This window comes from Asaia sp. HumB (assembly GCF_030263835.1).
Lineage (GTDB): Bacteria > Pseudomonadota > Alphaproteobacteria > Acetobacterales > Acetobacteraceae > Asaia > Asaia bogorensis.
Genome location: NZ_JARPML010000002.1, coordinates 1,037,992 through 1,050,473, shown reverse-complemented (window position 1 = coordinate 1,050,473; position 12,482 = coordinate 1,037,992). Strand labels below are relative to the sequence as shown.

At 60.1% G+C, this 12,482-nt stretch carries 8 protein-coding genes; 7 read left to right on the top strand and 1 reads right to left on the bottom strand.

Annotation, left to right across the window (positions count from 1 at the left end):
* Positions 1-27: 27 nt before the first annotated feature.
* Positions 28-654 (bottom strand): hypothetical protein, encoded by a 627-nt coding sequence (locus P5689_RS05790; protein ID WP_285532448.1) that lies wholly within the window; start codon positions 652-654, stop codon positions 28-30.
* 110 nt (positions 655-764) lie between these two features.
* Between P5689_RS05790 and dapF the strand changes: the two genes are divergently transcribed.
* The 7 genes from dapF to P5689_RS05755 all read left to right on the top strand — a co-directional run bounded on the left by dapF (position 765) and on the right by P5689_RS05755 (position 12,481).
* Positions 765-1,565, top strand: a complete 801-nt coding sequence (dapF, locus tag P5689_RS05785) for a diaminopimelate epimerase (protein ID WP_285533847.1) — start codon at positions 765-767, stop codon at positions 1,563-1,565.
* A complete protein-coding gene (gene mtaB, locus P5689_RS05780) occupies positions 1,562-2,806 on the top strand; it encodes a tRNA (N(6)-L-threonylcarbamoyladenosine(37)-C(2))-methylthiotransferase MtaB (RefSeq protein ID WP_285532447.1) in 1,245 nt (414 codons plus the stop codon). Before dapF ends, mtaB begins: the two co-directional genes overlap by 4 nt.
* A 1-nt stretch (position 2,807) precedes the next feature.
* Positions 2,808-3,755 carry a signal recognition particle-docking protein FtsY gene (gene ftsY / locus P5689_RS05775; RefSeq protein ID WP_285532446.1) on the top strand — a complete coding sequence of 316 codons (948 nt, stop codon included), beginning with the start codon at positions 2,808-2,810 and terminating at the stop codon, positions 3,753-3,755.
* 560 nt (positions 3,756-4,315) lie between these two features.
* On the top strand, positions 4,316-7,045 hold the full coding sequence (locus P5689_RS05770; RefSeq protein ID WP_408868565.1) for a TonB-dependent receptor domain-containing protein: 2,730 nt from the start codon (positions 4,316-4,318) through the stop codon (positions 7,043-7,045).
* Between the two features lie 196 nt (positions 7,046-7,241).
* Positions 7,242-8,054 (top strand): hypothetical protein, encoded by an 813-nt coding sequence (locus P5689_RS05765; RefSeq protein WP_285532444.1) that lies wholly within the window; start codon positions 7,242-7,244, stop codon positions 8,052-8,054.
* Complete coding sequence (locus tag P5689_RS05760; protein ID WP_285532443.1) at positions 8,051-9,865, top strand: ShlB/FhaC/HecB family hemolysin secretion/activation protein; 1,815 nt, start codon at positions 8,051-8,053, stop codon at positions 9,863-9,865. The genes P5689_RS05765 and P5689_RS05760 overlap by 4 nt, the downstream gene beginning before the upstream one ends.
* A gap of 150 nt (positions 9,866-10,015) precedes the next feature.
* Entirely contained in the window at positions 10,016-12,481 is a 2,466-nt protein-coding gene (locus P5689_RS05755) for a TonB-dependent receptor plug domain-containing protein (RefSeq protein WP_285532442.1), read from the top strand.
* Position 12,482 lies beyond the last annotated feature (1 nt).

The following is a 12,482-nucleotide window of genomic DNA, read 5'->3' as shown; positions in this document are numbered from 1 at the left end:
TCCCGCCCAGGCGATGTGAGGCCGGGTTCAGAGCGCTGCGCCGTGCCACTCGAACGGACCGTCGGAAATCCCGGCAATGCGGGCGTGACGGTCCACCGGGATGGCCTGCTGCCGCAGAAGCGGCTGCAGCGCCTCGCTTACCTCGTGGTAGGGCGCACGGGATGGCGGCGCCGTGAGGATGACATCGAACAGTCCAAGCTTGCGATAGTCATTGAGGCGCTGCGCGATTTCCTGCGCGGTGCCAACAAGCGCCGAGGCGGCCACCTGCGAGGGGAGCCCCTGATCGATCAGGGTTTCGGTTTCGTCCCATGCCTCTTCCGTGCTGTCCTTGAGCACGATGTCCAGTGCCACTACGGAGCGGGCCGGGTGGTCGACAATCTGCGATGGCAGGCAGTGCTCGTAGAGCGCCATGGTCTCAGCCACGCTACCATCGGGCCTCAGCCGCTCGATGCCGCCAGGGCCCTGGCGCAGCAGATTATGCTGCGCGGCGTGACCACGCATCCAGTCGATCATGTCATCTCGAACGAGCAGGCTGCATCCGGTGGGCAGTTGTGTCAGGCATTTTTCAAGCGCCTCCCGGCTCATATCAAGGCACGACCAGATGAGACGGACATGGCGTGCAATGGCGGGGGTGTCGTAGGAGGCGATGAACATGGGTCTGTTATCCTGCACCGCAGCGGGCGATGCGTCGGCTTTGAAAATTTACGTCAAGAAACCGGAGGTTTCCCGTGCCGTGGCGGCCCGGACCCACTATAACTGCCCTTATGATGATCCGGTTCCATAAGATGCAGGGCCTCGGCAATGACTTCGTCATTATCGACAGGCGCCACGAGCGTTTCGACGCCACATTACATACCATGTCCAGGCTTTGTGACCGTCGCTTTGGCGTCGGGTGTGACCAGCTTGTGCTGCTCGATGCGCCAGATCGCGATGGGGCTGATATCCGGGTACGTTTCTACAATCCTGATGGATCCGAAGCAGGGGCGTGCGGCAATGCCTCACGCTGTGTCGCTGCCCTCATCGGCAATGCGCCGGTATTACAGACAAGTGCGGGATTGCTGCCGAGCTTCATCACGCCCGAGGGTGAAATCGGGGTGGATATGGGTGTGCCCGCGCTGGACTGGCAGCGTGTCCCCCTGTCACAGGCGATGGATACCGTCGAACTGCCCCTGCCTGGCAGCCCTGCGGCCTGCTCGATGGGTAATCCGCATGCGACCTTCTTTGACGGGATGGACCGTGCGGACCGCGAGGGCGCCGCGTTGGAGCGCGATGCGCTCTTTCCGAAACGTGCCAATATCGGCTGCGCTGAGATTGTCTCCCGTGATTTCATTCGGCTGCGCGTCTGGGAGCGCGGCGCCGGGCTGACACTGGCCTGCGGGTCCGGAGCCTGTGCTGCCGTGGTCAATGGTGTGCGTCGCGGCCTTCTGGACCGTGAGTGCCGGGTAGAAATGGACGGCGGTGCGCTGCGTATCCATTGGCGCGAGGCAGACGGTCACGTCCTCATGATCGGCCCGGCGACCCATGTTTTCGAGGGGCTTTATCCGCTCGGGACGCATGACGGATGAGCGGTGCCCGTCTTCTGACCTTCGGCTGCCGCCTCAACCTGCATGAAAGCGAGCGTATGCAGGCCCTGACCGGCCATTTGCCGGATGTCGTGGTGGTCAATACCTGCGCGGTGACGACAAGCGCTGAACGTCAGGCGCGTCAGGCCATCAGACGTGCCCATCGTGATGACCCCGGCAAGCGTATTGTGGTCACAGGCTGTGCGGCCCAGATCGCGCCGCAGGACTGGGCCAGCCTGCCCGGCGTGTCGCATGTGATGGGCAATACCGAAAAGCTCGAGGCCGCCAGCTGGACGGAGGCCTCCCTGAAGCAGCAGGGGGCTGTTGCTGATATCATGCAGGCCGCACCCGCTCCCGCTTCCCCCGTGGTCGAAACGGGAGGGCATGTGCGTGCCCTGCTTCAGGTGCAGCAGGGCTGCGACCATCGCTGCACATTCTGCATTATCCCGTATGGGCGCGGCCGCTCGCGTTCGGTGCCCACCCGGGACGTGATCGCCCGTGCCCGGGCGCTGGTCGAGGCGGGCCATCATGAAATCGTTCTGACGGGTGTCGATATCGCCTCCTGGGGGCGGGACCTCGATGGCACGCCTGCACTGGGCACGCTTTGCCGTGACGTGCTGTCAGCCGTGCCGGAACTGCCCCGACTGCGCCTGTCCTCGCTCGATCCGGCCTCTGTCGATGCCGATCTGTGGTATCTGCTGGCCGAGGAGCCCCGCTTTCTGCCGCATCTGCATCTCTCGCTACAGGCAGCGAGCGATATGGTGCTCAAGCGCATGAAGCGCCGCCATTCGGTGCAGGATGCCGCCGATCTGATCGCGCAGGCGCGGCGCCTGCGCCCCGATATTGCGATCGGGGCCGATCTGATTGCCGGATTTCCGACTGAAACCGAGGCTCAGGCGCAGGAGACGCTCGATTTTGTCGTGCGTCATGAACTGCCCTACCTGCACATCTTTCCCTATAGCGAGCGCCCAGGCACCCCGGCGGCCCGTATGCCCAGCGTGCCTAATGCAAAACGTCAGGCGCGTGCGGCGGCCCTGCGTGAGGCAGGCGAGGCCAATCGGCAGGCTTACTGGCGCGGTATGATGGGGCGCCCTCTCGATGTTCTGATGGAGGGGGCAACCAAGGGCCACTCGGCCCATTTCGTGCCCGTGCGTCTGTCGCGTGGGCAGGCAGTCCGTGGCACACGCCTCACCCTTGTCGCCCAAACCCTTGACGAAGCAGGGCTGGTAGCAGAGATCAACTGACATGGCCGGATTTTTCTCACGTCTGAAACAGGGGCTGACGCGCTCGACGCAGAAGCTGAATGCTGCTCTCACCCATCGCTATCTCGACGAGACAGCGCTGGAGGAACTCGAGGACGAACTGATTGCAGCCGATCTCGGCCCCGCAGTGGCCGGGCGTGTGATCGAGGAGTTCCGCACGTCGCGTTTTGGTCGCAATGTCACGACCGAGGAAATTCAGGAGGCTCTGGCCACCGAAATCGCCCGCGTGCTCGAGCCCGTGGCCCAGCCCTTCGAGCTCAAGACCGAGCACAAGCCGCATGTCGTGCTCGTGGTGGGCGTCAATGGCGTGGGCAAGACCACGACCATCGGCAAGATGGCCAAATGGTTCCGGGATCAGGGACGCTCGGTCATGATGGTGGCGGGCGACACCTTCCGTGCCGCTGCTGTCGAGCAGTTGCAGGTTTGGGGTGAACGTACTGGCGCGCCTGTCATTGCGGGCAAGCCGGGTGGGGATGCCGCAGGCCTCGCCTATGAAGGCATCAAACAGGCGCGTGAATCAGGAACCGACCTGCTGTTCGTCGACACGGCCGGGCGTCTGCACAACAAGGGCGCGCTGATGGAAGAGCTCGCCAAGATCATCCGCGTCATGAAGAAATTCGACGAAACCGCTCCTCATTCAGTGTTGTTGGTGCTTGATGCCACGACTGGACAGAATGCAATGGAGCAGGTGCGTGTTTTCCGTGAACTCGTGAATGTAACGGGTCTGATCGTGACCAAGCTCGATGGCTCCGCACGGGGTGGTATCGTTGTCGCACTGGCTGACGCCTTCAAGCTTCCGGTGCATCTGGTGGGCGTGGGTGAGCAGGTCGAGGATCTGCGTCCCTTTTCGGCACAGGAATATGCGCGTGGTCTCGTGGGCGGAAGCGGTGCCGATCTGACCAGCCATCTGATCGACGAAGTTCAGGATTGAACCAGTAATCTGGCTTATCCATGCGTGGCCTGTGATGGCTACGCCACCGACACCATTCCGGCATGGCTTTTCATAGGTGAGGGCCTGTATCGGCCATCACGCGCCTGCTCAGGCGCGCGTTGCGCAACGCTGACAGCCGTGCAGTCCCGCACCTGACATAGCCGGATTCCGGGGGCGGGGGCACTGCCGGTCCAGAGGCGATTCACGCCTCATGCCAGATGTCGTTCTCATGCTGAAATGAGCGCTTGGGATGATTATTTTTTGCGAGGCCTCCCTCCATAACGTGTCATTTTCGCAACGAAAAACCGGACGCCAAAGAGGTGATTAACGATATGATAACGAAATAAGACTGATTCAATTAATTTTTAAAGTTCGATACAAAACGGAAATATTTCGTCGCACTCGCAAGTTGCTCGTTATGCCAGCGTTACGTTTCAGATGAATTACGTTACGTGTGGAGCGTGTGACCTATGGCGTTGAGCCTGCGCAGATCTTTCCTTTTGACGTTTACGGCAGTGGCCGGACTATCTACCTCGGCAGCCATGGCGGCCACGGTGCCGATGGACGCAACTGCCACCAAGAAAAAGACCCTGGTCAAGACCAAACAGGCCACGCCCAAATCAGAAACGATCATGGTAACGGGATCGTATCTGCGCAGCTCGAACAACAGCTCGGCCAACCCCGTCCAGATCGTGACTGCCAAGCAGATCCAGCAGACTTCGGCTGTTTCGCTGGGTGACTATCTCCAGCGCCTCCCCTCGGTCGGTTCGTCGGGCACGCCCAACCAGCAGACCAATGGCGGTGGTGGTGTGAGCTGCACCGATATCCGCAATTTCGGCTCCAAGCGTGTGCTCATCCTGATTGACGGCAAGCGCACGGCAATTAACGCGGCCACATCCTGCGTCGATCTGAACACGATCCCCATCGAGGAAATCGCCAGCGTCGAAATGCTCAAGGATGGCGGCTCCGAGCTTTACGGTGCGGATGCCGTCTCCGGCGTGATCAACATCAAGCTGCGTCATGACGTCACCAAGGCGACCATCACCATGCGTGGCGGGATCTCGCAATACGGCGATGCCAAGACGGGCCTGCTTTCCGCCATGAAGGGTTTCAACTTCGATCACGGCAAGGGCAACGTCACCCTTTTCGGCCAGTATAATACATCTGGCGGAATCATGAGCCAGGACCGCGCCTGGGCGGCCAACCCGCAGCAGAGCAACCCGGTGACCGGCACGCCACTTTATGGCTCGTCCATCATTCCGGCTGGCCGTGTGACCGACCCGCGCACAGGGGCCAATCTGGTTTCGAATGGGGATGGCACCTTTCACCGGTACAGCAATGCCGATCGGTATAATTTTGCCAAAGACACGATGGTGCAGAATTATAACCAGAATTCAGCCCTGTCCGGCGATGCCCATTACGATGTGGACAGCCACTTTAAGCCCTACGCCAACGTGCGGTACAGTCACACGACAACGGCACGGCAGATGGCTGCAGCCCCGGTTTCCGGTGGCATCAAGCCGTCTCCGTTGCTGTCGTCCTGGACCATCCCGGCAGGCAGCCCCTATAATATCTGGGGACGTGACGCGATCATGTCGCGCCGTATGAACGATCTCGGTCCGCGCAAGATGGATTATGCGACCGATACCTGGACCGTTATCGGTGGCGCCAAGGGCAAGATCTGGCGTGGCTGGGAATATGATGCGTCCATGACATACGGCCAGAGCCGCTGGACCGCCAACACGCAGAACATGGGCAATTATCGTCATCTGCTGCAGATGACCGGTGTGCGTCAGCTCGACCCCACCAATCCGGGCAGCAAGATCGTGTATGACCCGACCGTCTGCACCAGCCAGCCGGGCTGCGTCTTGTCCAACCCACTCGCGCCGCTTTCACCCGAGGCTGCCGCTTATGGCAAGTTCACGCAGCATGATCATGCCGAATATCAGCTGCGCGACTTCAACCTGCGCATCAATAACAGCAGCGTCGTCAAGATGCCCTACGAGCATGGCGGCAATGTCGGTATCGCCTTCGGCATGGAGCATCGCAGCGAGCAGCTGAGCAGCAAGCCCGACCCGATCGTTGTGAGCGGTGATTCCACGGGCAATGCCTCAAGCTATAGCGGCGGTGGCTTCAATGTGAACGAAGTCTATGCCGAAGGTCAGATCCCGCTGCTCCAGAACGCATTTCTTGCCAAGGATCTGACCATTGACGGTCAGGGCCGCTGGTCAGACTACAACACCTTCGGATCGACCAAGAACTGGAAGGTCTCGATCAACTGGGCCCCGGTGCGCGATATCCGCTTCCGTGCAACGCTCGGAACGTCCTATCGCCAGCCCAACGTCTATGAGCTTTATGGCGGTCAGAGCCTTGGCTATCCGTCGGCATACGATCCCTGCAGTGCCGTTTCCAGCTACGGCGTACAGGCCGCCGCTGTTCAGGCCCGCTGCGCAAGCGAGGGGATCAATACGGCGACTTTCGTTCCGCAGAACACGGGGCAGGTTCCGACGGTTTCCGGCGGCAACGCCAAGCTGCAGCCTGAGAGTGGTCGTACCTATACGGTCGGCACGGTTGTCACGCCGCGCTGGGTACCAGGTCTCTCCGCCTCGGTCACGTATTGGCATTATTCGCTCAACAACACGATCAGCACGCTGGGCACGCAGTATATTCTCGACCAGTGCTATACCGGTGCAGATACCAGCAATTGCGGCGCTATCGCTGCGCGCTCTTCCTCGCAGCAGCTGACTTCGGTCAACGCATTCTTTCAGAATCTGGGTGGAATCCGCACCAGCGGCATTGATTTCGACCTCGACTATCATGTGCGTCTGACGCCCCATGACAGCCTCACCGTGTCGAACAACATGCAGCAGCTTGTCAGCTACCTGCAGCAGAACGTGCCGAATGGGAAGTGGTACAACTACACCGGTCGTCTGTTCTATGCCGGTGGAAGCGGCCAGCCGCGCGTAAGCGATTATGCCCAGGCGACCTGGCAGCATGACGATTTCAGCTTCACCTACATGATGCGCTATATCGGCGGCATGGTGTGGAATAACGGTGTGACCGATCTGACGGCCAAGACAGCCGGACAGTACAAGACCCCCGGCATCTTCACACATGACATCACGCTGGGCTATCGCCTCAACCGCTGGAACTTCCAGGCGGGCGTCAGCAACCTGCTCGACAAGAAGCCGCCCTTCGTCATGGATGCGGCGACGAACACCAATATCTATCAGTATGGCAGCCTCATTGTTGGCCGCTATGCCTTCCTGCAGGCTGGCGTCAGCTTTTGATCCAGTCCAGTTACCGGGCGGGCCATGCCTGATGCATGGCCTGACCTGAGCAGGCTTCGAGACCTGTATTCCCGTTATCCGGCCTGCCCGTTACGGGGCCAGGGCAGGGGGCGGCGGAAGAAAAACCAGGAACGATCAGTGATGATCACGGTTTGGTGATATACTGAACCCTTCTTCGTCTTTCTGCCCGGTTACCATGCGCCGCCCTCATGCTCTTTGCCGTCTCTGGCGGTCATCGCTTCCTGTTATTCTCCTCGGCATCATGCTGCTTGGCGTCGGGGTGAGCCCATGCCGCGCGCAGCGGGCGGAGGGAGCACAATCGGCGGGCGGTTTCGCTCCCGGCGCGCGTGCCTCGGCCTCGGCCAATGGCACACTCGATAGCGTCGTTGGCAATCGGCCCTCTCCCGTCAAGGCAGAGGTCGGACTGAATGGCGAGACCTATCGCGTCACCCCTGCCGGCACATTGATCGGACCTGACGGACAGGCTGTGTCTGGCGGCTGCCCGGCGCCCGTCAATGTGGCATCAGGCCAGTTCGTTGCAGGCGGTGCGCCATCCGAACCGGCCCTGAGGGGGAGTGCCGGCGCAGGGATCGGCGCCCGCAAGGACGAGGCTGTCATGATTGGTGTGACGGATCAGGCCGCCCCCCTGAAAACAGCTCGTAACCATGACGAACGCGCAGGGAATCGCGGGATACGTCCGCAGGCCACCATGAACGCCTCTTTTGGCCCCGCAGGCGTGTATGTGCTGCCCGAGCCATGCCGACATCATGGCACGGGTAAGGCGGCCACGATTCATGATGCCGCGGCTTCGCTCGCTTCAGCCGGGGGCAATGTGTTTGCTCTGGCGGGCAATCGCGATGGTATGCGACAGGCCAATCATGCCGTTGCCTTGCCCGATGGTGATGTGCTGCTGACGACAGAACGCCCCGACCATGCAGAGCCGCGCCTTGCACCGATCGCAACGGACGATCGGGCTGTCGCATCTACCCCGCAGGAAGCCAGACCATGAAGGGGCTGCGCGGGCGAGCTTCGGGTCATTCGGGACAGGAGAGGGCAGGATGCACGCCTTTCACGGTCAGATTCGTCAGGGCCAGTGCTTTCTGCTGCGCCGTTATTGGTATGGCCAATTCCCCATTGGCGCAGGCTCAGACGGTCTTTCATTCCGGCGCAACCAGCCGCAGCACAAATCTTCCGGATCTGTCAGCGCCTGCGAGCAGAACACACGATCTCGCGCCCGTTGCCTTGCAGTCGGACCGCCTGGTGCTGCCCCAGCTTCGTGCACTCATTATCCAGCCTGCAGGGCGTATCAGCGAACAGGACGGGCGCTCCTCCCTGACCACCACCGGGCTCGATATTCTCCGCTCCCCTGATTTCACAGCCATCATGACGCCGTTCATTGGGCAGGCTCTGCGCTTCGGGCAGATGCAGGCGCTTATCGATGCCGTGGTCGGGTATTATCGCGCCAGGGGTCATGCCTTCGTGACGGTCAGCGTACCGCCCCAGAAGATCCATCAGGGCATCTTGCATATCGATGTGCTCGAATATCGCATCGGTGCGATACGGGTCGTCGGCAATCGCTGGTTTTCCGACCGCACCATCCGCAACCAAAGCGGGCTCCGAACAGGTCAGACACTTTCGCTGGACAGCCTCCAGACCGATCTGAGCTGGGTCAACAGCAACCCGTTCCGGACGGTTGATATGGTCTATCGCCCCGGTGCCGCGCCGGGTTTGACGGATGTCGACCTGAAGGTTGCCGATCGCCTGCCGCTCTATGTTTACGGGGCCTACAACAACCAGCTCGATCCCACGCTGGGCCGCGTGAACTGGGATCTTGGCATATCATGGGGCAACGCCTTCAATCTGGGGCATATCCTTACCTATCAGTTGCAGCGCAGTGTCTCGGGGCGTTTCACGGGGCATAACGGCAGCTGGGAAATTCCGTTGACTTCCCGCGATGCCCTGCTGGTTTTCGGGAGTTATTCGGTCTCTTATCCGGTGGCCGATCAGCCCCTTACCAATAAGGGTATTTCAGGTCAGGCATCTCTGCGCTGGCAGCATATTTTGCCCCATATCGCCCTTGGTACGTTGTTCGGCCTCGATGGCACGACACAGCTTGGTTTTGACTGGAAATCGACCATCTCGGACCAGTTTAGCGCGGCTGTGCCACTCATTCTGGCCAATGCCGAGACCAACCAGTTTGTCGCCGGATTCATGGGATCGCTACAGGACCCTCTGGGCAAGACCGAGATCAACAACCAGATCGTTTACGGGCCGCCCGGTATTTCAGCCTATAACAAGAGGGGCTGGTATGAGACGATCTTCCCCAACGCCAAACCGAATTACGTCTATGACCGCCTGACCCTGAAGCGCGCCTTATCGCTCCCCTGGGGGTTCAAGGCCAATACGCGTGCCGCGTGGCAGGGCGCGACCCATAACCTGCTATATAGTGAGCAGTTGATGATTGGCGGTATGGGCACGGTGCGTGGCTATTACGTCAACACGTCCTTCGGCAGTCGTGGCCTGATGTTCAGCGAGGAGATCAATACCAAGGGCTTCTCGCTTGGCAAATGGACGGGGCTCAGTGCGTTGGAAGACACGAATACGCTCGGCGCGTTCTGGGATTGGGGCGATAATTCGCAGGTTCATCCGGCCGGTATCGGGCCGCGCGTGGTAACGCTTTCCAGCATCGGGGCCGATCTGAACAGCAAGATCAATCGGCATCTCAACATGACGGTCGACGCAGGCTGGCGTCTGCGCCGCGCAGCCAGTCGCGGCGATCGGGGCGTGTTCTGCGATTTCAATCTGGTGGCAGGGTTCTGATTGAGACGGAAGTACCGATCAGATCAGTTAAAAGTAATGATCAAAGTGTCATGAGGTAATATACTTTCGTATAGAGAGGGTATACCAAAGAGGTCATTCTTTCAAAAGCATATTGTCGTTAGAGAATTCCCGAACAGGGAAAATCTCGACATGAGCCATGATATGCATCACCGGAAAACCGCTTATTCCTGGGGGAATCGGATCGTTTTGCCGCGTCAGGCGGCCTGCATGGCCGGCCTGATGCTTCCCCTCATCCTGCCCTGCGAGACAGCTCTGGCTGCTGGAGGGGCGGCAAGGGCAAAAGCCGCATCCGAGGCGGAAAATTCCGCCGGGGTAGCGTCCAAATCCGCAGAGTGGAAAAACGGCCGGAAGGCTTTTCGGGCTAAAGGGGGGAGCCATAAGATTGCAGCAAATACGGCGACTCCTCAGACCGAGACCATCAGCGTGGCCAGAGATGTCCACCGCGCGGCTCAGCCCAATATGACCGTGCTCACCCCGGCTGACTGGCGCAATACGCTGAGTGGTTCCAATCCGCTCGCTCTTCTCGCCCAGACGCCCGGTGTTTCCTATACGTCATCAGATTCCTACGGCCTCGATGAATCCGATGCGAGCCTGTTTCTGCGTGGGTTTCATATGAATGAACTCGGCATTCTCTTTGAGGGCATTCCGCTGAACGATTCGAGTTTCGGGACGCTGAGCGGTACAAATGTGCTCAATATCAGTGTCCCTGATACGATCGGTTCCATTGCCGTGTCTCCCGGTACCTCACGCGAGAGTACTTTTTCGAGCAGCAATAATGGCGGCGAAATCCGCTACACGCTCATGGCGCCCACAGAAACACACAGCCTTGCCGTCAACCAGGCCGTTGGCAGCAACAACACCCTTGTCACGACGCTCGTAGGGCAATCCGGTACGCTTGGCACGTCGGGACCGCGTGTGCTCGCCGGCTTCCAGCGCATCAGCAAGGATAAATATCAGGGGCAGGGCTCGCAGAACATGCTGCGCGGCAATATCAAGGCGGTGCAAGATGTCGCCTGGGGTGATCTGACTGCCTTTTTCTCGGCCTCGCAGGCGCAGGTCTGGGGCTATAACAACGTGTCCCACGATATGCTGGACAAGCTAGGCTGGCGCGGTGCGGATTTCACCTATCCGAATTATGAGGCAGCTTACGATATGGCGCGCCCTGAAAATGCCGAGGCGCAATGCGGCCCCTATAGCTGTGCGGAGCGTGCCGCCCTGACCCCGTATGACAGCGGACAGGTCTCGCAGGATTTCATAGGGTCCCTGGCCCATCGCTTCCGGATCGGAAGCCGCCTTCATGGCAAGGCGCTCTTCTACGGGGCAAGCACGTATACCGACGCCAGCGTTTCAGACCCGACAACCCCTTCCGAAACTGGCGCTCCGTTTTCGGAGCAGGTCTGGCATTCTGCGGTCCAGCGCTTCGGCGGCAGTCTCACCCTCGACTACCGGATCGGGCATCATCTTCTTTCTGCAGGACTCTGGCAGGAGACATCACGCTCGGTTGCCGATCAGTCCTGGTATAACGAGCCGCTCCTGGGGAGTGGGGCACCACTCCGGGCTATCGGACCGTTTGATCGCTACGGACCCGCCTTTCAGACACAAAATCTCTCCCGTTGGCACACATCTTCGCGCCAGATCTTTTTGCATGACGACTGGAAGCTCACGCCTTCCCTGCTCCTAGGGCTGGGGTTCAAGGCAATAGATGTGCATTCCTCGGGCGGTGGTGTTGGGGATGATGGCGCCCCGCGAGGAAATCTGCGCTCGCAAAACGGCTTCCTGCCGCATCTCTCCCTGCTCTGGACGCTGTCGCCCCGTCAGGATCTGTTCATTGATGCCGCCCAGACCCAAAGCGGCTACCGCATGTCGCCTCGCGGCAATATCGGCTATTCCGCCTCGATCTGGTCCGCTTCGGATCAGGCAAGTTTCGACGAGGCCCTGTCGCATATCGCTCCTGAGAAGGACATGACGGTTACGATCGGCGGACACAGAAAAGAGGGACGCTTCAGATTGTCATGGGATGGGTACTTCTCGCTTGTCGAAAACCGGCTTGTTTCGGCGTCGATCGGTACGTTGCACAGCCCGGTCAACACCGTCGGGATCGTGCGGGCATCGCATATCTGGGGGGGAGATGTCGCGGCCAGCCTGCCTCTGGGACCGTATCTGACACTCAGCCAGTCACTTTCGGTCAGTCGCTTCCGCTACGGTGGCGATCTGGTCGCCGGAGGTGAAATCTTCCCGATTAGGGGAAAGGCCCAGCCGGGTTACCCGGCCCTGTCTCTGCAAAGCTCGGCCTTTGTGCATGTCGGACAGGTCGAGGCCGGTGCGACAAGCATAGTCTATCTCGACCGTCCTTTCTCGTACACCAACGACATCATGGGGCCGAATTACTGGAATACCACGGCCTATATTGCGTGGAAACGCCCTGGTCATGCAGGCTGGCCGCCTCTCGACATGCGTCTTGATGTCTATAATCTGCTCAACAGCAAGATGATCGGCAACCTCAACGTGGATGGCGCCCCGTTCTCCGGAGATTATCAGACCATGCAGCGCTCGGCGCCGAGACAACTCGTTTTCAGCCTGGGTACGAGGTTCTGAT

Coding starts and splice junctions, on each gene's coding strand:
- P5689_RS05790 (WP_285532448.1), bottom strand. CDS start 654: ATGTTCATCGCCTCCTACGACACCCCCGCCATTGCACGCCATGTCCGT.
- dapF (WP_285533847.1), top strand. CDS start 765: ATGATGATCCGGTTCCATAAGATGCAGGGCCTCGGCAATGACTTCGTC.
- mtaB (WP_285532447.1), top strand. CDS start 1,562: ATGAGCGGTGCCCGTCTTCTGACCTTCGGCTGCCGCCTCAACCTGCAT.
- ftsY (WP_285532446.1), top strand. CDS start 2,808: ATGGCCGGATTTTTCTCACGTCTGAAACAGGGGCTGACGCGCTCGACG.
- P5689_RS05770 (WP_408868565.1), top strand. CDS start 4,316: ATGGACGCAACTGCCACCAAGAAAAAGACCCTGGTCAAGACCAAACAG.
- P5689_RS05765 (WP_285532444.1), top strand. CDS start 7,242: ATGCGCCGCCCTCATGCTCTTTGCCGTCTCTGGCGGTCATCGCTTCCT.
- P5689_RS05760 (WP_285532443.1), top strand. CDS start 8,051: ATGAAGGGGCTGCGCGGGCGAGCTTCGGGTCATTCGGGACAGGAGAGG.
- P5689_RS05755 (WP_285532442.1), top strand. CDS start 10,016: ATGAGCCATGATATGCATCACCGGAAAACCGCTTATTCCTGGGGGAAT.